This is a genomic window from Paenibacillus sp. NPDC057934, from assembly GCF_042887565.1.
Taxonomy (GTDB): Bacteria; Bacillota; Bacilli; order Paenibacillales; family Paenibacillaceae; genus Paenibacillus_AQ.
This window is the reverse complement of record NZ_JBHVPB010000004.1, coordinates 329038-355195: the sequence shown is the minus strand read 5'-3', so window position 1 is coordinate 355195 and position 26158 is coordinate 329038. Positions and strand designations below refer to the sequence as shown.

At 52.0% G+C, this 26158-nt stretch carries 23 protein-coding genes; 6 read left to right on the top strand and 17 right to left on the bottom strand.

What is annotated here, in order from left to right:
* The first annotated feature begins 222 nt into the window (after positions 1-222).
* The gene (locus tag ACFVRY_RS11460) at positions 223-1083 is read left to right on the top strand and encodes an ArsR/SmtB family transcription factor (protein WP_387500257.1); all 861 of its coding nucleotides are present in this window, start codon (positions 223-225) and stop codon (positions 1081-1083) included.
* Positions 1084-1129: 46 nt separating this feature from the next.
* On the top strand, positions 1130-2401 hold the full coding sequence (locus ACFVRY_RS11455) for an MFS transporter (protein ID WP_387500255.1): 1272 nt from the start codon (positions 1130-1132) through the stop codon (positions 2399-2401).
* Between the two features lie 71 nt (positions 2402-2472).
* Here ACFVRY_RS11455 and ACFVRY_RS11450 read toward each other — a convergent pair whose 3' ends face one another.
* From ACFVRY_RS11450 to ACFVRY_RS11400, 11 genes are all read right to left on the bottom strand, one after another.
* Positions 2473-3111 (bottom strand): histidine phosphatase family protein, encoded by a 639-nt coding sequence (locus ACFVRY_RS11450; protein WP_387500253.1) that lies wholly within the window; start codon positions 3109-3111, stop codon positions 2473-2475.
* A 12-nt stretch (positions 3112-3123) separates the two neighbouring features.
* Positions 3124-3927, bottom strand: coding sequence for an AAC(3) family N-acetyltransferase (locus tag ACFVRY_RS11445; protein WP_387500251.1), 804 nt, complete (start codon positions 3925-3927; stop codon positions 3124-3126).
* A gap of 81 nt (positions 3928-4008) precedes the next feature.
* Positions 4009-5592 carry a response regulator transcription factor gene (locus ACFVRY_RS11440; RefSeq protein ID WP_387500249.1) on the bottom strand — a complete coding sequence of 528 codons (1584 nt, stop codon included), beginning with the start codon at positions 5590-5592 and terminating at the stop codon, positions 4009-4011.
* On the bottom strand, positions 5567-7489 hold the full coding sequence (locus tag ACFVRY_RS11435) for a cache domain-containing sensor histidine kinase (RefSeq protein ID WP_387500247.1): 1923 nt from the start codon (positions 7487-7489) through the stop codon (positions 5567-5569). Before ACFVRY_RS11435 ends, ACFVRY_RS11440 begins: the two co-directional genes overlap by 26 nt.
* 107 nt (positions 7490-7596) lie before the next feature.
* Entirely contained in the window at positions 7597-9291 is a 1695-nt protein-coding gene (locus tag ACFVRY_RS11430; protein ID WP_387500245.1) for an extracellular solute-binding protein, read from the bottom strand.
* A 93-nt stretch (positions 9292-9384) separates the two neighbouring features.
* Entirely contained in the window at positions 9385-10275 is an 891-nt protein-coding gene (locus tag ACFVRY_RS11425; RefSeq protein ID WP_387500243.1) for a carbohydrate ABC transporter permease, read from the bottom strand.
* An 18-nt stretch (positions 10276-10293) separates the two neighbouring features.
* Positions 10294-11253, bottom strand: coding sequence for an ABC transporter permease (locus tag ACFVRY_RS11420; protein ID WP_387500488.1), 960 nt, complete (start codon positions 11251-11253; stop codon positions 10294-10296).
* Between the two features lie 296 nt (positions 11254-11549).
* Positions 11550-14777 (bottom strand): cellobiose phosphorylase, encoded by a 3228-nt coding sequence (locus tag ACFVRY_RS11415; protein WP_387500241.1) that lies wholly within the window; start codon positions 14775-14777, stop codon positions 11550-11552.
* A 22-nt stretch (positions 14778-14799) separates the two neighbouring features.
* Positions 14800-16140: a glycoside hydrolase family 30 protein gene (locus ACFVRY_RS11410; RefSeq protein ID WP_387500239.1), complete on the bottom strand. Its 1341-nt coding sequence runs from the start codon at positions 16138-16140 to the stop codon at positions 14800-14802.
* Positions 16141-16307: 167 nt separating this feature from the next.
* Complete coding sequence (locus ACFVRY_RS11405) at positions 16308-17327, bottom strand: LacI family DNA-binding transcriptional regulator (RefSeq protein WP_387500237.1); 1020 nt, start codon at positions 17325-17327, stop codon at positions 16308-16310.
* 52 nt (positions 17328-17379) lie between these two features.
* Positions 17380-17892, bottom strand: a complete 513-nt coding sequence (locus tag ACFVRY_RS11400) for a hypothetical protein (RefSeq protein ID WP_387500235.1) — start codon at positions 17890-17892, stop codon at positions 17380-17382.
* Between the two features lie 245 nt (positions 17893-18137).
* Between ACFVRY_RS11400 and ACFVRY_RS11395 the strand changes: the two genes are divergently transcribed.
* Positions 18138-18950 (top strand): HNH endonuclease, encoded by an 813-nt coding sequence (locus ACFVRY_RS11395; RefSeq protein ID WP_387500233.1) that lies wholly within the window; start codon positions 18138-18140, stop codon positions 18948-18950.
* 151 nt (positions 18951-19101) lie between these two features.
* Here ACFVRY_RS11395 and ACFVRY_RS11390 read toward each other — a convergent pair whose 3' ends face one another.
* On the bottom strand, positions 19102-19296 hold the full coding sequence (locus ACFVRY_RS11390; protein WP_175370842.1) for a YwbE family protein: 195 nt from the start codon (positions 19294-19296) through the stop codon (positions 19102-19104).
* Between the two features lie 91 nt (positions 19297-19387).
* Between ACFVRY_RS11390 and ACFVRY_RS11385 the strand changes: the two genes are divergently transcribed.
* On the top strand, positions 19388-19690 hold the full coding sequence (locus ACFVRY_RS11385) for a hypothetical protein (protein WP_387500231.1): 303 nt from the start codon (positions 19388-19390) through the stop codon (positions 19688-19690).
* Between the two features lie 24 nt (positions 19691-19714).
* Here the strand turns inward: ACFVRY_RS11385 and sdaAA are convergent, their stop codons facing one another.
* From sdaAA to ACFVRY_RS11365, 4 genes are all read right to left on the bottom strand, one after another.
* Positions 19715-20593 carry an L-serine ammonia-lyase, iron-sulfur-dependent, subunit alpha gene (gene sdaAA, locus ACFVRY_RS11380; RefSeq protein WP_387500229.1) on the bottom strand — a complete coding sequence of 293 codons (879 nt, stop codon included), beginning with the start codon at positions 20591-20593 and terminating at the stop codon, positions 19715-19717.
* Positions 20590-21300: an L-serine ammonia-lyase, iron-sulfur-dependent subunit beta gene (gene sdaAB, locus ACFVRY_RS11375; RefSeq protein WP_387500227.1), complete on the bottom strand. Its 711-nt coding sequence runs from the start codon at positions 21298-21300 to the stop codon at positions 20590-20592. Before sdaAB ends, sdaAA begins: the two co-directional genes overlap by 4 nt.
* Positions 21301-21448: 148 nt before the next feature.
* Positions 21449-21865, bottom strand: a complete 417-nt coding sequence (locus ACFVRY_RS11370; protein WP_387500225.1) for a GNAT family N-acetyltransferase — start codon at positions 21863-21865, stop codon at positions 21449-21451.
* Positions 21866-21946: 81 nt separating this feature from the next.
* Entirely contained in the window at positions 21947-22525 is a 579-nt protein-coding gene (locus tag ACFVRY_RS11365; protein ID WP_387500223.1) for a DUF4269 domain-containing protein, read from the bottom strand.
* Positions 22526-22691: 166 nt separating this feature from the next.
* Between ACFVRY_RS11365 and ACFVRY_RS11360 the strand changes: the two genes are divergently transcribed.
* Both ACFVRY_RS11360 and ACFVRY_RS11355 read left to right on the top strand, forming a co-directional pair.
* Positions 22692-23630, top strand: coding sequence for an SDR family oxidoreductase (locus ACFVRY_RS11360; protein WP_387500221.1), 939 nt, complete (start codon positions 22692-22694; stop codon positions 23628-23630).
* Between the two features lie 26 nt (positions 23631-23656).
* Positions 23657-24115 (top strand): hypothetical protein, encoded by a 459-nt coding sequence (locus tag ACFVRY_RS11355; RefSeq protein ID WP_387500219.1) that lies wholly within the window; start codon positions 23657-23659, stop codon positions 24113-24115.
* Between the two features lie 245 nt (positions 24116-24360).
* On the opposite strand, the gene ACFVRY_RS11350 is transcribed toward ACFVRY_RS11355, so the two are convergent.
* Entirely contained in the window at positions 24361-25998 is a 1638-nt protein-coding gene (locus tag ACFVRY_RS11350; protein ID WP_387500217.1) for an NAD(P)H-hydrate dehydratase, read from the bottom strand.
* Between the last annotated feature and the right edge of the window lie 160 nt (positions 25999-26158).

The following is a 26158-nucleotide window of genomic DNA, read 5'->3' as shown; positions in this document are numbered from 1 at the left end:
TGGCCTGCAGTACAACCGCTATTTCCATGTTAAAATCGGGATTGAATTTTTGAATTTGTTCCATTATAATGAAACCAATATATAGTTCTATATTTATAGAACAAATAAAATGATCGTGTTTAACCTAACTAATCAACATCAATTAACGCTGAGAGGACAAGTGAACCTATGCCCCCTACCAACTACATCGTGGAAGTAGATTTCGCGCCCATTTATGAATGCGTGAATAGCTTCAACGCGTTTCTCCGCAAGCAGAGCCATGCGGTCATGGATTCAGGAAAACTCTGGGTTCGGGAAGTTCAGCAGCACTTATCACCTGCACTGCTACAAAAGATGCAAAAAGCCATGGATGCAACGGATGAGTCCAATCTCTATCCTTATATCTGGAACTGTCCAGGCGATCGTTCTGTTACCGGCTTCCTGGATTGGCTAGACGCCCTCTCCTCGGGAGAGCTATATGAGATCGCTGCCCGGTATAATCTCAGCGTTCCGCCTAATCTTCCAGAACTACGCGACCTAGCCTCTGAGGCTTTACGGGCTTGGAACACCCATTACTTCAGCGGCATCGATCAGGCTATCATTGAGGGTCTTACGCGTGAAGCCGAGTACAAGCGCCGCATATTGAACAAAGATAATAGTATGGAGGTCTATGAGCAGGCTACAGGAGGCATGCGGCTGTATCCTACCGATCTTCTGAAGCAAGTTGTGATCATCCCCCAGTATCATACCCGGCCACTCGTAACCAGTGCTATTTATGATGAGGTTATTTTCACCAGCTATTCCTGCGATGTTCTTCCGCCTGGGGAAGGCCGCCCGTCTGCAGAGCTGTTGCGGCTAACACGAGCCCTGTCGGACGAAACAAGGCTCTGCATCCTTCGCTTGCTGACAGGGAAGCAGCTTACGTTCACCGAGATCGTTCGAGAGGTTGGCTTATCCAAAAGTACGATTCACTACCATCTCATCACCCTTCGAGCGGCAGGACTGGTTATCGTGCACTATAACAATAAGACTACAGACTATAGCCTGCGCCTGGAGGCACTGAACGATCTGCCCCGGCAAATCGGCGATTACATGAAGAGCTGATGGGAAAGGCACATTAGGGAGAACCCAAGCTTTAGGGAGGAATCACATGTTAAAATGCGGTTACTACGGTTTGCTGGCCACAATATCGCTCAGTTCCCTGGGAGATACCTTCGGTCTGCTGGCGATGGAGTGGCTGGTCTATGATTTGACCGGCTCCAAACTGGCCATGGGTGCCTTAGTACTCAGCTCCAGCATTCCCGAATTCGTCCTCCGACTCATCGGTTCACCGTTGTCTGATCGGCTGCACCGCAGCCGATTCATGGCCGGCCTGGCAGCAGTACGTCTGCTGGCCATACTGGTGCCGCTGACGATGGGTCTGGCCGGACAGCTGCAGCTGTGGCATCTGTTTCTTGCAGCCGGACTCAGCGGTGCATGTGCCGCCCTCTTTATGCCAACGGCGATGGCCGTCGTGCCCGACGTGGCGGACACTCGCAAGCTAGTGCGTGCGTTTGCCGTAATCGACGGCTTCAAGAACGCAGCTGCCTTGCTGGGCCCTGCCATGGCCGGCGCTCTGACAGTCGCCGCCGGAGCTCTGCCGGCCTTGGGTATTTACGCCGTCTGCTACACGGGAGCCATCGTTACTTTACTATGGCTGCCCAAGATGCAGACACCTGTAAAAAACGGCAGCAATTTATCCTTGGCCCGCTACATCCGGGAGATTACAGAAGGATTCTCTTTCTATAAGAACTTTCCAGCCATGCTGGCGATCATGTGCATGGTGGCAATCAGTAACATGTGCAATATGGCCGTCTGGACGATGATCATTCCCTTTGTAAGCGATGTGCTGAATAGGGATGCCGCCGCTATAGGCATCTTGACGACAGTCTTTGCACTGGGTACCTTAGTCGGGCTGACCATGATTTCATTCCTTGGAGAAATCAAACAGAGGCAGACAGTCATGCTATCAAGCCTCATAGTTATCGGCCTATCTACGGTATTAATGGGATTTGCTTCGAGTTACCCCTTGGTGTTGGCGGCTCAGTTCATCACCGGAGTAGCAGTCCCCTTCTTCGGTTCACTAAGCTCTTCCTTGCATGGACGCCTGGTTCCGTCCCATTTGCAGGGGCGAGTCAACTCGATCCGCTTTCTGATCGGCGGCAGCCTGCAACCAATCGGTGCTATGGGCGGAGCAGCAATAGCACATGCTTACGGCCTGCCTATTCTTTTCCTGGCCGCTGGTCTGATTCCTATCCTGTGTTCAGGAGTAGCAATGCTACTACCTGTTCTAAAAGGAATTAACGGAGATCTGTCAGACCTGGAGGCAACACACAGGATAAAACAACATCTAACAACGAATAAAGGAGATATTCCGACATAACGGAGCATCTCCTTTTGATCAACAACTCTATAAGTAATAGTTCAATGATATGGTATAAGGTAATCTGTCTGTCAGGATTTTACTTCGTCAGCATTAGATTCATAATGGCTGATATCTCCATGCAGCACGATTTCCGGAATGTCCCCTGTAAAATCAATCCGGCTTAGGCAGGTAGGATGGATATACGGGAGATCCCAGAGCTTAGGAAGGGGTCTACCCTCGAAGTATGCCATTAACAGCTTGATCACCACCGTATGGGTGACGATCAGTACAGCTTCACCCTTATGGGCATCTACGATCGCGGCAAGCCTGTCCAGTGCCCGTTCCTGTACTTCTGCAAAGGTCTCGCTGCCCTTCACCTTGAATTTGGCAGGGTCCTTCCAGAAATATTCGTACTGATCCGGATGGATGACCTCAAGCTCTGTGGAGTCACTGCCCTCCCAAATCCCCATCCCGATCTCCAGGAATTCTTCGGCAGACTGAAGCGGAATATTCCGCTCCCCGATAATGATCTCTGCCGTCCGCCAAGCCCTTGGACTGGGGCTTGCATAGACGGCATCTAGCCGTTCGGTGACCAGGCCCCGTTGCAACCATTCTGCCTGCTGGACACCAAGCGGTGTCAGCGCCGAATCTTTATGACCTTGCATGCGGTGCTGTACATTCCATTCCGTCTGTCCGTGCCGGGTCAAATAAATTGTTGTTGTGCTCATCGCCAATCCTCCTTATGTCCGGTTCCGTTCCATCCAGCTGACCGCATAATCTACGATCTCCCGCTGAGGAATCAGCTTAGCAGGAGCTGCTGCAACCCGGCCCAAAGCAATTCCGCCTGTATCCTCCTGAAATTGCCCGGCCAGGGCTATAAAATCCTCGGACTCCCAGTCGAGCTCCTTGAACTCCACCCATTGTCTTTTCCCGTCCACCATTATTGGCGCTCCACCCACGATTTCCTGTTTGCTAGGAAAAGAAGCCCGGCATTCCGCCAAATGCAGTGAGGTGTTATTGAGGTTCTCCACCCCTAGTAGCAGAACACTTCCGTGCAGATCATAGATGCGGGCCAGGGGTGAATGTTCCCCCAATCCGAAGTCTAACTCATGTCCGTCTACAATCTGCTCCCTGTGCTGGCCCCAAGCTGCGAACGAATGAATGGGGTGACCACTGCGCTTGACACTCTTTTGCTTACGGAAGGTATCCGGTATGATCCCCATCCCACTTAGCAGAGTCATATCCGGATCATACGCAGGCATCTTTTCCCGGATTGAAGCCCACCAGGCCTCAGGAACTGGGGGCCGTGACCATCCGGAAGGATCGGATAAATCGCTCGAATGAGTAGGCATAACCAGTGTGCCCTCTTCTCCCAATACCTCTTCAAGCGCCAAAATAACAGCAACAGGCCCACCAGCCACCCATTGACCAAGCGATTTAAATGAAGAGTGCATAATTAGTGTCATCCCTTTATGCACCCCCAGGCGGCGGAAATCCTCCGCCAATGTTTCCACTGTAATTAAATTACCTTGTATCATTTCCACCCTCAAGCCCTCCAAATCTATGCGTTTAAACCCACCATGCCGCTGGAATAGAGAGCTGCCGAGTGGCATCAGCAGAGCAGGTTAGGACTCCCGTTCCTCCTGAGCGTAATACATCTTCTGTAAAGCTTTGCTTCTGTATTCACCGGGAGAGATGCCTTCAAGTTCCTTGAAGACCCGCGCGAACTGCTTGCTGTTCTCGAAGCCGACAGCCTCCCCGATATAGGCCAGCCTGCCTGAGTCCTCAGATAGCAGCATTTTGGCGTGACGAATGCGTACTTTTTTCAGGTATATAATAAAGTTCTCTCCGGTATATGCCTTGAAAGCTTCGCTGAAATAGGAATAATTCAAGGAAACGTGATTGCTGACCATAGCCATGTTAAGCGGACGGCTGTAATTAGCTTCAATATAGGCCAGCGCCTCCTTCATATCCTTATGCTCGGTGTGAGCGGTCCTTACTCCAATAATATAATCGTTCACGCAGAGGAGCAAATGCTCAAGTGTTCGATAATAGTCGTGAAAATGCCGGAAATTGTACATACTCCCTACAGATCGGTACAGCTTCAGCACCTCTATCGAGGCCTCGCCGTGCACCCGAAAGACTTCGTCCAGCACACGTTCGTTGATACTACGCCCCACCATTTCCAGATACGCCAGATCGAGCTGCTTGATCTGTTCTACTTGGAAAATAGCAGCCAGCAGTGTCTTCAGCTCCTTTTCACGGTCTGTACCGAGCATGTTAAGCAGCTTGTGAAGCTCCTGATCCGGTTTGGGGAAGCTCAAGCGCTCTTCTCTGATATTCTCATAATCAATAAGGTTCACTTGGGGATACAGGAAGGTGTATTGCAGCGCCCGGCAAGCCTCTTGATAGCAGCGGCGGATGTCTATTCCCACGCGCCCCAGGCTACTCACACCAATCAGCAGTCCCTTCAGTTCTCTGGCTTCGGCCTGCCGCGACAACTCCATGAAATCCTTCTTGCTACTCCCGATCAGCACCAGTTTACCTTCCCAGTCTGTTAATATTTCCGGATACTTCTTCTCCAGAGGTCCAGACAAGCGCTCCGTTAGTCCCTGAATCTCAGTGGGCTTCATCCGTGTACCGTCATTGTAATAATAACTCAGAACACCAACGGTAAAAGGCAGGGACAGGATGGCCAGTTCCTCCGCCTGCTCCCTATTAGGCTGTACTTCCTCATGGATTAGCAATCCACGGAGCCGACTTGCGCGTAGCTCTTGGCGCAGACAGGCTGCTTTCTCTTCCTGCAGACGGACATTGTTCTCCCGCTCGTCACGTTCCTTCTGGATACGCTCCAAAATACTGAACAACTCATCGCGGCGAATCGGCTTAAGCAGATAGTCCTTTACGCGATAACGAATTGCACTTTTAGCATATTCAAAGTCATCATAACCACTAAGAATAACCAGTGCGGGACCTTCCCCCACCCGGTTCTGCGCGGACAACTGCTCCAGCAGGGCAATGCCGTCCATGACGGGCATGCGGATATCAGTAATCACGATGTCGGCTCCCTCAGCCTCGTAATACGCGAGCGCCTCTGCGCCGTTTCCAGCCATCGTTATCGCATACATAGACGGATATTCCCGTTCAATCATGATTTTCAGCCCATATCTTATATTCTTCTCGTCATCCACGATTAGAAGTTTCGTCATAGCTGCTTTCCCCCGTTAATAGAACTTTCGGCAGACACATGGATACCATCGTCCACTCCCCTGCCTTGCTCATTACTTCAAGTCCATACGACTCCCCATAGAACAGCTGCAGGCGTTGATAGACATTACGCAGACCGATCCCCCCCGCCTGACGGCTGCCTTTTCCCGGTCCGGTCAGCTCAATATCCGGCTCCTTAGTATTAAAAATCGCATCATTTAACGAGGCCAGCCTCTCTGGAGCAAGCCCAATACCATTGTCACGGATCGAAATGAAGATATCACTATCCGCTTCTTCTACCTTAATGTGAATCTTCCGGGAGGCGGTTTCCGTATCTCCCCCGGGCCAGGCATGCTTGACACTGTTCTCCACGATAGGCTGCAGCGACATTTTCAGCACCTCTAACTCCAGATAGGAGGGCGCAATATTCAGAACCAGCTCAATCGGATGTTCAAAACGGATATTCATAACATCAATGTAATTTTCGATATGACGGATTTCGTCGCGCAGCTTCACATACTCACCGCACCATTTAAAGTTATAGCGCATCATGCCCCCGAGCGAGGTCAACGCGTCTGAGATCACCCGCTGATTCTCAATTTCGGCAAGCATTTTAATATTCTCCAGTGTATTGTAAAGAAAATGAGCGTCGATCTGATTATGCAGAGTGCGAAGTTCGGCTTCTTTGGACAGCGCCTGTTTCTGTACCGCCTGAGCTACCAGCGAGTTAATGGTGTTCATCAACTTGGAGAAATGGTGCGCCAGTTCGCCCACTTCTCCGCCGCCGCGGATGGTAATTCCACTGTAAGCTTCGCCTCTGCGCACTTTCTTCATCGCTTCCGTCAGCCGTCGCAGGTTCTTCAATATAAAAGCATTCAGCACATTGGCAATCACAGTAACCAGAACGATGAAGCCAATATTGGCCCCGATAATCAGATTGCGTGTATGGGAAATATCGCTCATGACGCCCTCCATGGACACGACATTTACCAATGAAGCATGAATGAGGTCCAGCGGGGTGTTAATTAACAGATAGGTTTTACCGTTCTCTTCATAGTGGATATCCCATTCCCCCGTCTCCTGATACTTCCGAGTACGGTCTGTAATAGCTTCAGCCATGTTAGGATTGCCTGGCAGATAAGAATGTTCTGTCCTTGTAAATAACTGCATTTCATCATCGACAAGGAACATCTGGGATTGACTGTCCTGTACTTTGGTATACGTCTTGGGCGTAAATCGCTCCAGCAGCATATCCACCTGAACCATCCCGATATGATGGCCCGTAGGAATACTCATTTCCCGCAGCAGGGAAATCTTCGGGGTATTCTTCGGCGTCAGGCCGAGATAACTCTGCATTGGCTCTGCATCACTGTCCTGAAATGCCCACACCTCTTGCCCTTTGCCACGCAAGCCCTTCTGGAACCAGGACTCGGAAATCACACGTTCTTCCCGGTAGATCATCGGCCAAATTTCATGTACGCTGGGACTTCGCGAGTAGAGTCGTAAATGCTCGATATTGGGGTTGTTAAACTGAATGCGCATCAAATTAATGTAAGCGCTTGTATTAAAATCGACAAGCTCTCCTACCTCAGGTTCACGCTCATTGGCCAGATAGCTTTTAACATCTTTATCTTCAAACGCCATCTGAGCTGCACGTTCCATAGCTTCAATCTGGTTGAGGATGTGTAGCTTCTCCATATCTAGCAAGTAGCTGTTCTTCTCCACCGCATCCCGGACATACGTGTTGTTAATAGCCCTGTAAGAATAATAGGATACCATCAGGCACGGTCCCAGGATGATAAATACATAGGCACCAATCAAACGGCTCTGCAGGGACCTACGCCCCCACCAGTAATAAAATGAATGCCAAGTAATTGCTGTACGTTTGCCCAATCTCACCTGATTCCCCCTGCCTCGCTTCGCTCCTCACGGGTAAGACCTTTATAAAACACATTAACATAACTCAAAAGCCCGCCGGCAGCGGGCCATCGAATTATGCTTGAGAGTTATTGCGACAGTTTTTGTTTGTTCTCTTCGTATTTCTTCTGCTGATATGCCTGGAACTTATCCAGACCTTCCTTCTGCTGCTTCTCCAGATAATCGTTCCAGATCTTATCGAACTCTGCATCAGATGGCGCCATTAGTAGCTTCGGCAGCGTTTTAGCACGCAGCGATTTGATCTTGGAGCCGATAATCCCTTCCGGCGAATTGCCTGTCGGGTCAATGCCTTCGAAGGCAGAGGCACTCTTCGTCTTGCCTCGGGTCCAATCCTCCAACTGTTTGAAGGGTTCAACCGCAGGGTTATTCCATTGCTGGGTAATATTCGTATTCATCAGCATCCAGAAAGTAAAGGAAGAACCGTATTGCTTGTCAAAGGCCGAGCGGTCCTTATTGAGCAGCTCCAGAACCTCCGGTTTGAATTGGTCTTTCCCGTCAATCGTATCATAGCTGACTCCTTTTTCCCCAAGGAAAAGATCCTTGTTGCCTTCCTCACTGTTTAAATAGCTCAGAAAGCGAATAGCCCGCGCTTTGTCCTTAACATTCTTTGAGATAAGAGTAACGGTCCAGCCGGAGATCCCCGGGCCATCCAAGGTCGGAGCATCATGCTTGCTGTTGGCCGGGCCATCGATAGCAATATAAATTTGCTCAGGATTCTTCTGGAAGAGTGTCCCTTCCTGAGTGGCAAAATCGGTCCGCTGATACAGCATGGCGAAATATCTGCCCTGTGCGATCTTTTCCTCCATTTGTACACGTTTATCTATAAAGATATCCTTGGCCAGCAGCCCATCCTGGTTCGCTTGACGTAGTGTCTTTAGCCAGCTAACATACTCGGGATCCGTCTCGCGGTTGTAGAGCTTGCCGCCCTTCTCCCTTGGAATGGCCAGGAAGTTCTGTATATAGGCTTCCAGCGAGTAGTTCCCGGTGTCGCCGAATTCATGCAGGCCGAGCGGGATTAGAGGTTGGCCATTCACCTGCGGGTACTTCTCTTTCGCCAGTTGCAAGGCTTTCAGGAAGCCTTCCGGTGTACTCATATCCGGCTTGCCGAGGGCTTCGTACATGTCTTTGCGGACTACGAAGACCTGATTGGCAACATAGGTATCACCATATTTCTCATAATCAGCCGGGGACGAGGATGCGTTCGGATATCCGTAGACATTGCCGTCCTCCTGGGTATACCAGTTCAGCTTCGCCGGGTCGGATGCCTTGAAGAAGTAAGGATCGTATTCTTCTGCCAATTTATTCAGCGGAAGCACCAAATCTCCTTCAATCATCTTCTTTACATTATCATTCGCAAAGTCAATGGTGATGAAATCGGGAAGCTTGCCGGAAGCGACCAGCGTATTGAGTTTCTCATTCTCATTACCGGCAGGGACGATAAAGTTAATGTCGACGCCCGTCTTTTTCGTAATATATTTTGAGGTAGCATCTACGCCCCACTTGTTCGCGAACCAGGAGAAGTTCAAGTACCAGTCAAACGTGATCGGGGAGGTATCGGCCTTCCAGCCTGGTTCATCTTCAGACAGCTTCGTTTCTGTGGCCGGCTCTGTCTGGGCTGGAGAATTTGTATTCTTGCTTCCTTCGGCATTGCCGCCATTATTACCTCCGCTATTACCTCCGCTGGAACAGCCTGCTGCAGATAATGTCATAATCATTGCCAGTAGCAAGGTCACCATTTTCTTCGGCTTACGCTTTATTGTCATGTTTATTTACCCCTTTTCTAAGAATGTATTCAATATAAACGCAACTCAGACGCTGAGTACAAGCAGCCTGAGGAGTTACCAGGAGACGGTAGGCTAACCTTTGATGGAACCCAGCATCATGCCCTTAACGAAATATCGCTGCAAGAACGGATAGACAAAGACAATCGGCAGCGTAGTCACAATCATCGTCGCCAGCTTGATGGACTGTGAGGTGACGCTTTTCACCACATTGCTGCCCTGTACAGCCGTGATCATCTGATTCGAACTGGACTGTGCTACAACACGGTACAGGAACGTCTGCACTGGCTGCAGATCTGTATTATTGACATAGATAATCCCCGCAAAATAATCATTCCATTGATACACACCATGGAACAGCGCGATCGTCGCGATCACGGGCATGGATACCGGAATCACCACCCGCAGGAAGATCGACCAGTCATTGGCGCCGTCAATACGCGCCGCTTCTTCAAGACCTTCGGGAATATCGCGGAAGAACGTCATGAAGATAATGAGATCGAAGAAACTGAACAGTACCGGAATAATATAGACCAGGAAATTATCAAGCAGGTGAAGGTTCCTGATCAGCAGAAAGGTCGGAATCAATCCGCCGCTGAAGAAGAGGGTCACCGTTCCCATCAGGATATAGATTTTGCCGCCAATCAGATTCCTGCGCGAGAACGCATAAGCCACCATCGCCGTGAAGAAAACGTGCGTGACCGTACCCACCAGAGTTTTGGCAACGGTAATCCACATAGCGAGCATAATGCCTGGACTTGCGAAGACCGCTTTGAAATTCTCCAGGCTGAACATTCGCGGCCACCAGTAAATCCCGCCTTGCATCGCATCTGAACCATTATTGAACGCATTCACAATTACATACCAGATCGGATACAACGTGACGAAGCAAAGGCATAACATAATGATGTTATTGGCGAAATCGAACAGTGCCTCGCCTGTTGTTTTACGCTTTAATGACCACATGTGTAGTTCCCCCTTGTCCTAGAACAGCGACGTATCGTTGATTTTTTGGGATACGCTGTTAGCAATCAGCAGTAAGATTAGCGCAATGACCGATTTCAGCAGGCCAACTGCAGTCGAATAGGAGAAGCGCCCGGACAGAATACCCGTGTAGTACACATAGTAGTCAATCACGTTGCTTGCACTGTCATTGAGGGCGTTGCGCAAGACCAGGATCTGGTCAAAATTAGAGTTGAGTACGCCGCTGACCGCCAGAATGAACAGAATACTGATCGTGGCCTTGATGGCCGGTAAGGTGACATACCACATTTTCTGAAAACGTCCTGCTCCATCAATCGTAGCTGCCTCGTACATTTCCGGAGAGACCCCGGAGATGGCCGCGAGATAAATGATGGCAGACCAGCCAAGCTCTTTCCAGATATCGGACGTGATGACAATTCCCCAGAAATAATTGGGTTCTGCCAGATAGGAGATCGGCTGGTCAATCAGACCCAGCGCCAGCAGAATGTTGTTGATAATTCCTACGTCTGCAAGCCATGTAGCTAAAATCCCTCCAAGCACAACCCAAGAGAGAAAGTGCGGCAGGTAGGAGATCGTTTGAATGCTCTTTTTGAACCGGACCGAACGGATCTCGTTCAGGAATAAAGCGAATATAATGGGAAGTGGAAAACCGATAACCAGTTTGATCAAGCTGATGCCTAGTGTATTCTTGATAACGTTGACCAGGTTCTCATCCGCCATAAACTCTCGAAAATGGGTCAGCCCCACCCACGGAGCCTCGGCAATGGATTTGACAATGTTATAATCCTTGAATGAAATAATGATGCCGTACATCGGGATGTAGTTGAAAATAATCATCCAAATGACGCCCAGCAGCGCCATGGTCTGCAAGTGTTTCTGGGTGATCAGCCGCCTCCAGAGAGAGGGACGGTTACCGGTGCCGGTACCGGTTTTGTAATTTGCAGGGATGAGCGGTGTCATGCCCCCGGCAGGTTCGGCGCTTCTTTTGTTCTCCATCTTACGGACCTCCATGCTCCAGCTCATTTATAAAAGCGCTTCCATTTAACTCTCTATCATTGTATGCGCTACCCTACTTACTCCGTAAGGTTCCATTTTTCATGTGAGGGGTTCCATTTTTCGGGTCTAATCTCCCAGCCGGTGATCAAGAACAGGATCCCAGCACAAAAAAGCAGCAGACCTCCGGATAACCGGGGATCTGCTGCCTGCATTCCATTGGCAAGCGAGCTGACTGCTCGCTTGATGTTATTCTATTGCTTCTATTCTAATTCAGCCTTGATCAGGCTGATTTCACCACGCCGAAGCGCTTCCGCCGTTGCTCCGCGTAGCAATGCGCCGTTGATTCTCCTAACCGTACCATCCGTATGCTGAAGCGTCATACTGTGGATGGTTGCTCCGCCTTCTCCAAAGGTGTTAACCTTGCGGTGGTTATAATATGTCACCTTGGTTTGACCCAGGAAGGTGAAGGTCAGCTCTCCCTGTTCGTCAAACAGCCAGCCCGGAAGCACAGGACTGAGGGATAACGCCAGCTCTCCATCCACCACAGAGAAGGCCTTGCTGCCGGCCATCATTTTGCGCCACATGCTGAGGAATTCAGCCGTCGATCCGCTTAACCGGGCTACGAAGCCACGGCCATGTGTGCCAGGGTCGGGATTGCCTCCCGTAGCAATAAACGACGAGTTCTCCAGCGTACTCCGACCATACACGGCCGGATCAAGGAACGGAACGAGCGAGGTTTTTAATTCCGAATAGAACTCCTCGTGCAGTCCAGCCTTCAGCAGCTCCAGCAGATATTTGTAAGTCATATGCAAGAAGTTAGACTCCCGCTCCAGCCAGCCTGGAGTGAAGGCACGCATCCGCCCGATTTCATGGGATTCCTCTTCTAAACTTACAGACGTTTGGTACATCGAAGTCTGGGGATCATATAGTCCGGTACCCTTGATCAAGGTATAGATCTCTTTGGCCTTCGCCGGATTCTTCAACGTCTTCAGCCAGCGGGTTGGCCCTTCCAGGAAATAAGGCAACGCCTGGGCCTCAAACTCCTGTACTACTGCTTTTTGCAGGCCATAGCCACTAAGCACGGGTCCACCTTCGTCATCTACCACAGGCTCAAACCGAGTAGCCTCGAAGCGGAAATAGGTCGGGGTCAGTCCGTTGCCCAGCTTCACCGCTCGGTCAATACCCTCGTCAAGCTTGAGCAGGAACCGGGAGAAGGCGCCGCGGATATCAGTAAGAGCGACCTCAGACTCGCTTCCCGTAATGCCGAACCGGATACTCTCGCGGTAAGCTTCACGGGCCGAAGCTACCGTATCCCAGTATGCAAACTGAGTCATCCCCCCTTCCAACACAGAAATAACAGCAGCGTTCACCTGCTCTAGCAGATACGCTATTTCTTCTGGCAGACGGGCTGTGCCTTCCGCATTTTCCGGGCTATCCAGTACATCCAGCAAGAAGGATACGGTCCGCTTAAGTTCGAAGGTCTCACTCATCCCGGAGCCGAACAATCCTGGCAAGCCGTTCATAGCATCATTCCAGCCCGGCTTGTTGCCTTCCATCTCCACCCCCATACCGTAAGGATCAAGTGTAGCGAATTTGTTCAGAGCCAGCGATACTATTTTCACAAACAGGTTTGTATTATACACCTCGCCACGACCGCGTTCTGTCCGCAGCCACTCCGTGCTTCCAGCTTTACGCTTCAGCTTATGCAACTTCTCTTCATCCTCAAGCAGTGCACCGTACTGACGTACTTTCCCGTCGCTGATGACGTATTTCTCGCTGCGTGGGAGAACATAGGCCGGACTGTCATAGAACGCATAGGTAGCGTCCCCGAAGAGCAATTCTTGTCTCCGGTCAGGAAAAATATCCAGATACCCCTCAACCAGATCAAGGTTGTACGTCCAGTGATCGGACCAGAATCCCTCTCCGAAGGAAGCCTCAATGTTCTGTTTGGACAAGGAAAGCACACCAGACAGGAATTCCTGCTCCTCTACTTGCAGCTCGACATGATCGTCAGCGATGTAATTGATCAGACCGCCTGCGGTGAAAACGCCACTAAGCAGCTTGCGAAGCCCTTCGTGCTGATTTGCTGCGCCCTTCTCAATCCAGGCTTCCAGCGCAGAGCGGTTCTCCGGCAGAATTTCAAAGGTCGTCCCCTGAACACTCAGTGGATTGTACCCGTCAGCTTGCATCAGGCTGTAGAACATTTTGATATTGAAGCTACCGACCTTCGGATTGAAGAACACATCATTGCGCCGGTTCTGGTTCATATCCCGGAAGTTCCCGTTGCCCTGCGAATAGTATTCTGGCGCTAGCGAGAAGAAGTTGTAGTCCCGCTCCATGTCGCCATGCTTACGGGAATACAAATGCACTACGAAGCCATCTCCACCGTTGTCGAAGATGAACGGGTAGCCCCCACGCAGGAAGTTGTCGAGATAGGACTGACGGCAGTACGCATCAAAGATCGGAGAAGAGGTCTTCGTTGCAATATCTTCAGTCAAATCCTCAGTCAGTCTGACAGCTTCCTCTGCTTTGCCAGAAATGTATGCATCACGGCAAATGTCCGTTGCTTTATTGTTAATTTTATCAATGTCGTTGACATGGCCAATCAGAGTGTTCACTGTCAGGCTGGAACCTGAAACCAAAGTCCGTGCTACACCACTGAAACCGCAAGGAACCTTATTGACCGGATATTGCGGCAGTTCTGCAAGGCCAGACAACGACAGCTCCGCAAAGCGGTCGGGATAAGACAGTGAAGTATTACCGCCAAATACAACCTCAAAGTCCACGAACGGGGAGATTTTCTCCCCCTCACCAGTAAAGGACAGGTAGAAATGACCCTTCGTAATCTCGCTGACTTCCGCATCGTCATTGGTGCTGGAACGCAGCTTGTAGAACGGGATGCCGTTCTCCAGGTTGTAGACATCCATCCAGCTCCGCAGAAGGTTGCCAATGTCTTTGTAGCCACTGTTCTCAACACCGAACGGCAGAATTTCCGGAAGACCATCCAGCAGCTCAAAATCGATCTCCTGGCCCCCGATATTCTCAATTGTCACCCGCCGTACGAGTGCAGCGTAATCTTCATTCGGAAGATTAAAGTAGTGAACTGTCGTCTTCAATCCATGTCCGGCATGACTCTCTTCAATGGTCAGGCCATTTGGAAGAATGGTCATGACCCGCTTGGCGTCGGCATCAGGTCGCGCTGACTGGAACGGCTCGTAAATTTCCCGTTCCCCCTTGATCTTGATAAAGGTCCGGAAACCAGAATTGGCGACATTCTTGTAAGAGATGTTCGCCGGAGAGAACTCCATAATCGGCGAGTTCTTGTCGCGGATCCCGAAGCTGCATACCCCTTGGCCCCGGTTCACATAGAAGGACCACATCGGAATCCCTTTAAGGCCGGCTAGACCAGGTAGGAAACTGGCAAACGGCTTACCTTCATGGAACTGCTCTATCACAAATTTACCGGAATCAAAATAATAATGGCTCATACTGTTGACCTCCCTGAATGAACTATTGTGTAATGAGATGCGTGATGATGGAATGGGCCGGAAGCTCGAAGCGGGCAACCTCATCGCCCAGTCCCAAAGTAACCTCGCGGGAGTCTTCTCCTTCGTTCATCAGCACGACGGCAAGGCTGCCATCCGGATTGCGGAAAGCTGTGGACAGGACGCCTTCAGCGGCATTTTTCAGGCCGATTCTCACTGCACCTGGAGCGATATATTTACTGAAATGCCCGATATAATAATACGAACTGTTATAATGAACCTCGTTCGTAGTCGTGTCAGCAATCACTGGAGCATCGCACAAATTGTTAACATGGTTCGGGCCTCCAGTCTCATCCAGCACCAGGTTCCAGTCCAGATATCCTTCGGTCCAATGATTGAGGTCGCCAATCATATTCCGTCCGTAACGTTCGCCCGTGAACCACTCACCCAGTCTCACGCCGCCTTCCTGGCAGCCTTCGGTGAACAGCAAATGCTTGTCAGGGAACAGATCATGTACCTGGCCCACCTTCTCGAACTCCTCGCCACCATACCAGTGAATACCTGTACCCCAGACATACTTTGCAGCTTCAGGATCGGATAGCACTGCTGACGCACGTTCAACCATAATGTCCCGGTTATGATCCCAGATTACAATGTTCACATCGCCGTAGCCCTCTTTGTGCATCACCGGTCCCAGGTGATTCTTCACGAAGTCGCGTTCTTCTTCCGCACTGTACACACAAGAATCCCATGTCTGAACAGCTGCTGGCTCATTCTGTACGGAAACTGCCCAGATCGGCACGCCTTCTTTACTGTAAGCTTCAATAAACTTCGTGTAGTAACGCGCCCATACATCAGCATATTCGGGCTTCAGTTGTCCGCCGTTATTCATCTCTCCGTTCGTCTTCATCCATGCTGGAGGACTCCATGGGGAAGCGAGCATGGTGAACTCGCCACCTTTAACAGCCATGGCGTCCTTGATCAGTGGCAGTACCCATTGATGGTCATGGGAAATATCGAAAGTGGACAGCTCTGTATCGTTGTCCTCCACGTAAGTGTAGTTGCCAAGCGCAAAATCGCAGCTATGGATATGTACGCGGCCCATGGAGTAGTTAAGTCCTTCTTCAGGGTGAAAATAGCGGTGAATCACCTCGGCCCGCTTCTCAGGGCTAAGCCGGGACAATGTATACGCAGCGGCTTCAGTGAATGCTCCGCCGAAGCCGATCATCTTCTGGTAGGACTCTTCAGGCTTCAGCTCCACTTGGGCTGCAACACTGCCCTCTCTGGCCTTAAACTCAATTCCGTCTACCTTGCTGAGGCGTTCTCCTGTGTCTTTGGCGGTCACTACGGTTTGAACTGTTGTCATTGTCATATCTCCTTATAGTTGGAATGATGGCTTTCGAAACAATCGAAACCGGTTTCGATTGTTTCGAAAAAAAATGATCTTCTTCTTTGACGCAAAAATCATAGCAGAGAGCCAACTGAAGCGCCATCCGTGCTTATTCCCTAAGACCGGATGGGCCCCGATTATAGTTACTCCTTGTTCCCCGGGGGTGCACAGGAATCTCTTACAATGACCTCCACTGGCAATGCCAGAGCTTCCTTGCCGTCTGGGATCTTGTCGATCGCGGCGAGCAGGATTTCCGCTGCTCGTCTTCCCAATAGTTCCGTGTCCTGCCTTACCGTTGTCAGGGCTGGGGTGACATAGCGAGCCAGTTCGATATCGTCATATCCCATGACCGAGATATCTCCAGGTACAGCCAGACTAGAGTCCTGTGCTGCCTTGACGGCCCCAAAGGCCAGCAAGTCACCCGAAGCAAACACGGCCGTTGGCCGCTCCGGCAATCGCAGCAACTCTAGCATGGCATTGTAACCGCTCTCCATAGAATAATAAGCTCCCGTGACAATATAGGAATCCCGCAGCTCCAGATTCTGCTGCAGCATCGCGGCCTCATATCCCTCCTGCCGTCGACTTCCTGGAGTGGTGTTCACACCGCCGGAAATATGCGCAATTCTGCGATGGCCCAAACGGGCCAGATACTCCACTGCCTGCACAGCACCGCTCCAGTTATCCGAGCATACGGTATGGGATTCCGGCGTCTCATAGTCCAGCACCACTGTAGGAATATCACTGTCCAGCAGCTCTTGAAAATAAGGGTCTTCATAATCTGACAGAAAGACCACAACCCCGTCCACCCCGCGAATCCGGCAGTTCTCCAGATATCCACTCTGCTTGCCGCCCACATCCTTCGATATGAACATCAGCGCATACCCTTTGGCCACGGCCACCTGCTTGAAGCTTTCGATCACGGCACTGAAAAAGGGATGGCGGATACCCGCTCCGGTGCTCTCCACGAACAACACACCGATAGTCCACGATTTCTTCGTGGTCAGCGTGCGGGCATGGGAGTTGGGAACATACCCCATCTCGCGTGCTGTACGGAGGATATCCTGGCGCGTCTTCTCGCGCACATCGGAATAATTATTGAACACCTTGGACACGGTTGTCGGAGAGTAACCGGTTCTTTTGGCAATATCATAAATGGTCGTCAATCCGGTTCACTCCCGCCTCTCATCATGAGAACGCTCTCCGTTCACTGACATTCTAACGTCTTTCCGTACGGTAGTCCAGCATAAAATATCTCTGTACAGAAGGCCAAAGGGTCACCACCTGAATCAGAAGTCCCAGACTCATATACAAAATATGAATCCAGCCCACCGCATTCAACATATAGGTTTGCACCATGATCCAGATAATCAGCCCGAAGCCAATATAGAGTGAAAATGCCCATGAGCTATGAAGCGCTCTGAACGGATTCAGTGCCGCAGCCCACCTCCACTGCGGCCTTCTGATCATACTGTACAACGCCAGCAAAGGGAACAGACCAAATACCGTAAACAGCAACAATCCCGGTATCAGAAAATCAGAAAATGGTGAGCTGGTCAGTAAGGTTAGCGGCATACCCAGCAAACCACCTCCGGGGTCAGCCACCAGAGCGCCACCACCAGCAACCGCTCCAACTCCCAGAAAGGCCTGAAGAACATACAGCAGCACTACCGAAGGTGGCCTCTTACCTCCACTTGTCTGGCGGTGCAAAACCTCTAATTCGGACTGCATCCCTATCCCTCATTTCCATGAATAGTTGTGCTTATGATCTCTTCCAAATTACTTAATAAGTTATCTTACTACCAGTTTACAGTGTTTGAATTGGATATACCGAGACAGAAGTCACAAGCGAAGGACCTTTGGCGACATTTATTGTCTGCGGTGTAAACGTCTGCACTTTGCGTTATACTGAAACTGCTATCTATACTACGAGGGGACAGGACAGGGCTGTAAGATTCTTCGTCCGAAACATACCGATGACCGATACCATTCTGCCTTCATCCAAACAATGCGCATATTGTGAGCAGCTTAAGCCGCTGGCCGAATTCCGCAGGCGGACCGGCAAGCGTTCCAAGGCCCAAGCCCGGCGGGGCGCGTGCCGGGATTGCCGCAAGCAGCGCGCGGCTGAATCTGGCGTCACTCAGCTGCAGTCCTTGCAGCCACCGACGGCAGCCCTGCCGCTCCAGCCGGAGCCCAGAACGGCAGCGGTAGCATCTCCATCCCCGCCGGAAGCCACGCGGGGAGTTACCAATAAAGCGGGGGGTAGCCCGCTAGCCCGCTCCCGTACGGAACGAGCCAAGGAGCGGAAAATCGCCGCTGCGCTCTTGGCAGCGAAGCCTTACACCAAGGGGCGGCCACGCGGGTCCGAGCCACGGCGAACGCCGCTACATCACCGGGGCCCGAAGCCAGAGCCTACGGATACCACGGCTCTAGTGCCCTCGTCGCAGGGTATGATCTTGATGCGTGGTCATAGCGACAAGGGAAGACGCTGGCATCAGGAGATTGACCTGGAGCTGGCGGTTACACTGGTTAAGGAGCATGCTGCAGTAGTCGTCAATCGGCGTACCATTCGTCGCCTATACAGTAACAAGGCATTTCGTCTCTTTATCCTGAACAGGGACCGCTACACCTGTTATTTCTGTGGACTCTACGGGGATACCATCGATCACCTGCTACCCCGTGCCAAGGGCGGCCATACGACACCGGACAATTGTGTATGCGCCTGCAACTTGTGCAACCAGACCAAAGCAGATAAGGATGTCGAGGAGTTTATGGGCAGGAAAAGATAGCCGCCTGCCCTTAACAAATAAACGCTCCAATTCCTCGGCAAGCTGCTGTTTATGGGCAGCGTAAGCCAAGGCATCGGAGCGTTCTTAGAAATGTTAAGGTAGAGCCGAATACAGCCCGGTTCCGTCTTGAAGCAACGGGATGGATGAGCATTTAGCCCGTAATATTCTTGACCCGCCCGACTTGGCCGCTAGTCAACCTGACCTTGATGCCATGCGGATGCCGCGGGGAATTAGTCAGGATATCCTTTACCTGACCATGGGTAAGCTTGCCTGTAGCCTGATCCTGCTTCAGTACAATGTCCACTTCAAGTCCAGGCCGGATATCCGCCCTATTTTGTCCATTCATGATGTCGTCCCCTTTCATGCTTAATATTATTGTTAACAACCAATTACAGCTGAATTTATATATCTTAAACATATTAAGGATGTGAACAGTTATGGCCTTCGGAATCAACAGAGAAGAATTACAGGCATGGAAGAAGGCTGTCTCTGCTGGAGAGATTGCGTTTCTGACACACTATTGGATTGATCCCCGATTTCCCGGCATGACCACCGTGACCAAGGTTGGCTGCAGCGACCTGGATCGGCTGACCCGCTGGTGCAACCAGCATGGTCTGCCCGCCAAATATATTCATAACCGCTCACCGTTCCCCCATTTTGATCTCATGGGCCACCGCCAGAAGGAAATTCTCCGCAGCGAGGGACAGCTAGACCAGTTGGAACGGTTTAAGCTGCTCTGATAAGAACGACATTGACCTGCTATGCTATTTCTTACGCCGCAGGTCTTCCATAATCTTGCGCCCGGTAGGCGTCTGAGCCAATCCGCCTCCGGCGGTCTCACGGTGGATCTCCGGCATCGCCGAGCCAACCTCCAGCATTACCTTGATCACTTCATCGGAAGGAATCACGCTGCGTACCCCCGCTAGTGCCATATCTGCGGCGGCCAGTGCAGTCACTGCGCCGAAGCCGTTTCTGACGATGCAAGGAATCTCTACGAGACCGCCTACAGGGTCACAAATGAGACCCAGCGTGTTCTTGAGCGCCAGGCCAACAGCATGCACAGCCTGTGCCGGGGTTCCCCCGCGCAGCTCGGTCAGCGCGCCCGCTGCCATGCCGATGGCCGACCCTACCTCGGCCTGGCAACCGCCTTCCGCGCCAGAGACAAAGGAATTGTTGGCGATAACGTAGCCAATCGCCCCAGCGGCAAACAAGCCGGAGACCATAACATCATCACTCCAGCCAAATCGCTCCTGGCAGCTGAGGAACACCCCTGGAATGATGCCGCAAGAGCCTGCTGTAGGCGTAGCAATAATGCGACCCATTGAAGCATTCACTTCGGATACCGCCAGCGCATAGGCCATGGCCTGACCCGCTGGGCCACCAAGGAGGGGCTCCGCTGCCGTATTATAAGCGCCTACCCGCTGGGCATCCAGCCCGGTAAGTCCGCTGCGAGAGGTTGTATCCTCATGCATCCCGCGGTGTACAGCCTCTTTCATGACCCCGTAATACTGGCTCATCGTGGCGAATTCCTGCTCCTTGGAGCGACCCGATTCCGTGCTTTGTTCTTCCAGCATCAGGGCGCCGATCCCAAGGCCCCGTTCTTCGCATAATACAGCCAATTCACTTAATGTTCGAAAATTCATGATGTACTTTCCTTCCCCTTCTCCTCTTGCCCAGCTTCATTCAAATCTACCAGCTTCACCGACTTCACTGCTGGGAGATCCCCCAGAGCCTGAAGCAATTCTGGTGTCGCCGATTCATCCAGCTCAAGCACGGTCAGCGCAGCACCGCTACGATTTTTGCGATCAAGAGACATATGCCCAATATTGACCTGCCCGCTGCGCATAACATCCGTGACACTCGCAAGTACGCCCAAGTAATCCATATGTTGAATAAGAACCGTAGGATACATCCCTGTCAGCTTGACTCCGAAGCCGTCAATATCAACAATCTCGATGTTACCTCCCCCGATAGAAGTCCCGGTCAATGTCAACTCCTGCCCGCTGTCCCGGCCAACAAGACGTAGCCGTACTGTATTGGGGTGAGGGAACAAACCCGTTCCCTGGAGGAAGGAGATATCCATACCCGCCTCTGTAGCAAGCGTTATGGAATCCGGTAGCCTTGGGTCGTCAGTAGCAAAGTCCAACAGCCCGCCGATAATTGCCCGATCCGTACCGTGACCTTCATAAGTCGCAGCAAAAGAGCCGAAGAACGTAACTTCAGCTTCGCGCGGCATTTCGCCTAACACCTGGCGGGCCGCCCGTCCAATCCGGGCTGCTCCCGCTGTATGCGAACTGGAAGGCCCGACCATAGCCGGGCCGATAATTGAGAATACATCTTTAAAACGCATAATGATAAAGCCTCCGTTTATACAGCTAAGCAAATATTCTATGATTGCATACCCCTATTATACTGCACAGGTTCCAAACCTACACGGTGGAAGCAGCGATTATTTTCGCAAAGGGCACGCCCTAGCTCCCTACCCTGAGGGTCATAGTTTATATATCCCGAGAGTACAGCGCGATATCGTCACGGTATTGCCAGCCAAGCTCTTCCCAGAACTGCCGACCCTTCTGGTTCTCTTTGATCACCATGAGATGGCATTTGGCGATACCGTTATCCCGCAGCTTATCCAAGCAACGTGCCACCAGTTCATGCCCTGCACCCTTGCCACGCGATACGTGGCTAACGGCAACATGGTACAGAAATCCCCGGCGACCATCATGCCCACAAAGTGCCGTACCGACCAGAGAACCGTCCTCATGTACACAAACCTGACTTAAACCCGGGTTGCGCTCCAGAAAACATAAGATTCCTTCCCGTGAATCCGCCTCGTTAAGCCCCATCCCCTCAGTATTCACCCATAATTCATAAGCAGCAGCATAGTCGTCAGCTGTCATTGCTCTATAGATCATGATTTCCCTCCTGCCTTTACAAACCGGTAGCCCGTAATCTCATATCCCAATCTCTTATAAAAAGCATGTGCTTCCTCGCGTTCAATTTATGAACCTCTCCCTGCACAAAGCCTCTAATTCCATCTCAGAAAGCTTACCAAGTCCAAGCACAGCCTGATAAGGGTCACCCTCCAGCTGCAAAAGCCGGGCAAAGGCCGGTTCCGTCTTCACCCCTTGACATTTCAGCTCTATAACCTGCCTTCTGAAAGGACTGCCCAATATATTCAGCACCCGGGCTTCGACATCCATATGAATATAGCCGTTCTGCTTCTTGCTCGGACGTGGCTGTCCGAACAGTTCCAGCGGCCAATCTTCCACGGTAAAGTTGATCTTAATGCGAGGGATTCCATCCACGATACGCGATTCGCAGCTATACTGGTCCATCTCACCAAAGTGTAGACCGACCTGCGCGGCAAAGGCTTCCCGATCATGCACCTCGCAGATAATATCCAGATCGCTGTCCTCCACCTGAATGCCAAGCGGAATTGTCCCTACAAATATAGGGTGGTAATGTCTCAAAAGGGTCATCACATTCAGTCTCACCAGCAAGGCATGCACCTCCTTTTGAAGTGCTGTGCCCTGCAGCAAATAGGAGATATCCAGCCAACGCCCTTCTTCCACCCTCTAATCCCCCTTGCAAAATATCGCTCTGTTCTACCTCGAAAGCCTGGCCATAGTTTTTTTCATTTAATGAATCCTTGCACTCATGCGCAAGGCGGTGCACGATTCCCTGGGCGAACGCATAGAAATATAAGAACACAGAGAAGTCCTAGGAGGAGTTAGTTCCATGAAGCAACCCCTGGTATATCCCTATTACGGACAAACAACAGTCTGCAAGGATCAGCCGATTGCCTTCCCGCCCCAGCATCAGGACCGAAAGCCTGGACTTGAAAGCCTGATGAATCCTCGTCCGATTAGTGAGAACCCGGAGCTGCGCGGCAGCGGCAAGCTGAAGGGCAAGGTAGCCCTTATTACCGGGGGCGACAGCGGCATCGGGAAAGCTGCAGCCATTGCTTTGGCTAAAGAGGGCGCAGATGTAGCCATCGCTTTGGCTAAAGAGGGCGCAGATGTAGCCATCGCCTATTTGAATGAAGTCTCCGACGCCGTGGTCACTCAGCGGCGCATTGAAGAGTTGGGCCAGCGCTGTCTACGAATTGAAGGTGACCTGCGCTTCAAACAGAACTGCACCGCGGCTGTGGATCATACCGTTAACACCTTTGGTAAGTTAGATATTCTTGTGAACAACCATGGTATTCATTTTCCACAAAAGAGCATCCTCGACATCTCGGAAGAACAGTTGTATCTGACCTTCCAGACCAACATCCTTTCCTACTTTTTCCTGACCCAAGCCGCACTGCCTCATATGAAAAAAGGAGCTTCCATTATTAACACGGCCTCCATTACCGCTTATCGGGGGAATGTAGAGCTTATTGATTACTCCTCCACCAAGGGAGCTGTGGTCTCCTTTACCCGGGCGCTAGCACTTTCGCTCGCAGATAGCGGAATCCGTGTCAACAGCGTATCCCCCGGTCCGACATGGACACCGCTGATTCCATCCAGCTTCTCAGCCGAAGAGGTTAGCATATTCGGTACGGGTACCCCCCTCAAGCGAGCAGCACAGCCGTATGAACTGGCTGGAGCATATCTGTACCTGGCGGGACCGGAGTCCTCCTTCGTAACCGGCGCGTGCATTCATGTCAACGGTGGAGACATGATCACCAGCTGAAAATTTCACTGAAAGGAACCAAAACGATGCAAAGAACCCATCCTTCTGAAATCACTTCCGTCAGATTGACTGCCGGAATGTATGCCTTGAGCAAATTAGCCTGTGCAGGCCTGTCATTCTTACTCTTATCCCTTGTGACGCTGGTCTACCCCACAAGCGAAGGATCGCTGGGCGGAGAATGGTCTGTCTCTGCTGCCTATGCCATCTATGCCTATGGCCTGCCTGCGGCGCTGGTCGCAGACGGACTGCTGCGCCTCCTGCGCCTCCGCCTACTGGCCCTGGCCTTCGTCGTTTACGCCGCAGCAGGCTTAGGAGCAGGCTTTTGGCTGGCTGCGGAGCAAGGCGGCACTCCCTTGCTCTGTGCAGCCGCTGGCATCATCGTCCTGCTCTTGTTCCGCACGGCACAAATCGCCGTGGAGCGGCTTCCGCTCTTGCTGCCTGTGTTCGCTCTGTTCGTTCCACTCCTGTGCCTGGTGTTGTCCTAACCGATTAGGTATGGGGCTTGGCACTATCAGCCAATGTCGCTGGTGTTATAGTGCGATCCGGCGGTTATAGATTCGCAGTTATGATTTTGTTAGATATGGCTTGGTTAGTTACGACTCGTTCGTTATGGCTTCGCTAGTTATGGCTTTGCGGCCTATCGCTCAGCCATAAAGACGAACTTAAGAACCGAACGTAGCTCGTCGTCACTACATTGAAATGTTTGGACTGGCATACCTTCCGCCGCTCTTCACAGTGCCTCAATTATATCTCCGGCGATCAATGACGCCGGATGATTCCGCAGACCTGCCGCGCGTTCTCCGGCCAGGCCATGCAGATAGACACCAAACGCCGCAGCCTGCAAGGCATTCAGTCCTTGGGCCAGTAAGCCGGCGATGATGCCAGTCAGCACATCACCCACACCGCCGGTCCCCATACCAGGATGTCCCGTGGTGTTGACATAGCTTACCCCGTCCGGGGCGGCAATGACGGTATGTGCCCCTTTGAGCACTAGGATCACACCGTGCTCCTGGGCGTAGCTTTCCGCGAGGCCAATCCGGTCACGCTGCACTTCAGCAGAGGAAATACCGGCTAGCCGGGCCATCTCCCCTGGATGGGGAGTCAGAATGGCTGGTCCTCGGCGGCTGTCCCAAAGATTGTAATCCGTCTCCGCCAGAATGTTCAGAGCATCTGCATCAATGACTAGCGGCCCTTCCGTTCCTTCCCATATGGTACGGAGCCAATCGGTATCGCCTTGGAAGCGCCCAAGACCTGGCCCAACAGCTGTTACATCTCGTTTTGCGCTCAATCGGAGCAATTCCGCAGCCGTCCCGGCGTTCCAGTTGCCCTGCTTATCTCCGCCGACTTCAGCCAGCATCAGTTCCGGAGCAGCGCCAATAACCGCGGGCAGCAGCTTCTGTGGCAGCGCCCAAGTCACCAGACCACTGCCCGCCCGCAGCGCAGCACGGGCTGCCAACAGACCTGCGCCGCTCATGCGCAGCGTGCCACCGGCCACCAGCACATGGCCGTAAGTGCCCTTGTGCCCTTCGGGCGAACGCTGGCGTGACACATCCACGCCTAGCCCGGCCTGCAGCACCTCCGGCGTCAGCCAATAGCTCTGCAGGCCAACTTCACGCGCCAGAGACACGGGGATACCGATGGCGCGCACCACCACAGTCCCCGCAGCCCCGGCGCCGGGGTACTGCAGCAGGCCTCGCTTGAGAAACGCGAGGCAGACCGTCACGGATGCATGCACGCAAGGCGCATGCATCTCCCCCGTGTCCGCGTTCAGCCCGCTCGGGATGTCCGCGGACACGATCGGTTTGCCGCTGGCATTGGCGGCGGCAATCAGCTCCGCGTAGGCGCCGCGAGGCGCGCCAACGGCGCCAGTGCCAAGCAGCGCATCCAAGATGCCGCTGCACGCGGCAAAGTCCAGGCGGTCCTGGCCGTAGATGACGGCGGACAAGCCCAGGGCTGCAGCGGCATCACGCTGCAGGGCGGCCTCGCCGGTCAAAGATTCCGGCGGCACGGCATACACCAGCGTGACGGCAATGCCCGCCTCGCGGAGATACCTGGCGGCGACTAATCCGTCGCCGCCGTTGTTGCCTTTGCCGACAAGGACAAACCAGTGCTCGGCTGCGGCAGTATCCAAGGTCAGCGCACGGTCTCCGCTGACCTCAAAACCCGTAAGGTCTTGACCAGTCCCGTTCTCAATGGTACGCTCAATCCCCTCACTAGCATTGCCGCCGTTCCGCTTGCGGCACAACTCAATGATCTCCTCAGCAATAGCGCGTCCCGCATTTTCCATCAATGCAACCGCCGGGATACCCAGCCGGTCAATGGTAATACGGTCTAGCTCTCTCATTTGCTCTGCAGTTACAAGATACATCGCTCCGCCCCTTTCATCTACCCTGGTGCTAGCCACCACTTCTATATAGATTGAACTTAGAATTCTTACACGGGGTTAGATCGTCATTGCGGAGAACATTTGGACTTCCGGCCGCTGTTGTCCCCATATTTCTTTAGATTGTACGGCGATTCGCGGATAA

Bases quoted from the DNA above. Each gene is read 5' to 3' on its own strand.
- ACFVRY_RS11455 (WP_387500255.1), top strand. From the start codon at position 1,130: ATGTTAAAATGCGGTTACTACGGTTTGCTGGCCACAATATCGCTCAGT.
- ACFVRY_RS11450 (WP_387500253.1), bottom strand. From the start codon at position 3,111: ATGAGCACAACAACAATTTATTTGACCCGGCACGGACAGACGGAATGG.
- ACFVRY_RS11440 (WP_387500249.1), bottom strand. From the start codon at position 5,592: ATGACGAAACTTCTAATCGTGGATGACGAGAAGAATATAAGATATGGG.
- ACFVRY_RS11430 (WP_387500245.1), bottom strand. From the start codon at position 9,291: ATGACAATAAAGCGTAAGCCGAAGAAAATGGTGACCTTGCTACTGGCA.
- ACFVRY_RS11425 (WP_387500243.1), bottom strand. From the start codon at position 10,275: ATGTGGTCATTAAAGCGTAAAACAACAGGCGAGGCACTGTTCGATTTC.
- ACFVRY_RS11420 (WP_387500488.1), bottom strand. From the start codon at position 11,253: ATGACACCGCTCATCCCTGCAAATTACAAAACCGGTACCGGCACCGGT.
- ACFVRY_RS11415 (WP_387500241.1), bottom strand. From the start codon at position 14,777: ATGAGCCATTATTATTTTGATTCCGGTAAATTTGTGATAGAGCAGTTC.
- ACFVRY_RS11410 (WP_387500239.1), bottom strand. From the start codon at position 16,140: ATGACAACAGTTCAAACCGTAGTGACCGCCAAAGACACAGGAGAACGC.
- ACFVRY_RS11400 (WP_387500235.1), bottom strand. From the start codon at position 17,892: ATGCAGTCCGAATTAGAGGTTTTGCACCGCCAGACAAGTGGAGGTAAG.
- ACFVRY_RS11395 (WP_387500233.1), top strand. From the start codon at position 18,138: ATGACCGATACCATTCTGCCTTCATCCAAACAATGCGCATATTGTGAG.
- ACFVRY_RS11390 (WP_175370842.1), bottom strand. From the start codon at position 19,296: ATGAATGGACAAAATAGGGCGGATATCCGGCCTGGACTTGAAGTGGAC.
- ACFVRY_RS11385 (WP_387500231.1), top strand. From the start codon at position 19,388: ATGGCCTTCGGAATCAACAGAGAAGAATTACAGGCATGGAAGAAGGCT.
- sdaAA (WP_387500229.1), bottom strand. From the start codon at position 20,593: ATGAATTTTCGAACATTAAGTGAATTGGCTGTATTATGCGAAGAACGG.
- sdaAB (WP_387500227.1), bottom strand. From the start codon at position 21,300: ATGCGTTTTAAAGATGTATTCTCAATTATCGGCCCGGCTATGGTCGGG.
- ACFVRY_RS11370 (WP_387500225.1), bottom strand. From the start codon at position 21,865: ATGATCTATAGAGCAATGACAGCTGACGACTATGCTGCTGCTTATGAA.
- ACFVRY_RS11360 (WP_387500221.1), top strand. From the start codon at position 22,692: ATGAAGCAACCCCTGGTATATCCCTATTACGGACAAACAACAGTCTGC.
- ACFVRY_RS11355 (WP_387500219.1), top strand. From the start codon at position 23,657: ATGCAAAGAACCCATCCTTCTGAAATCACTTCCGTCAGATTGACTGCC.
- ACFVRY_RS11350 (WP_387500217.1), bottom strand. From the start codon at position 25,998: ATGTATCTTGTAACTGCAGAGCAAATGAGAGAGCTAGACCGTATTACC.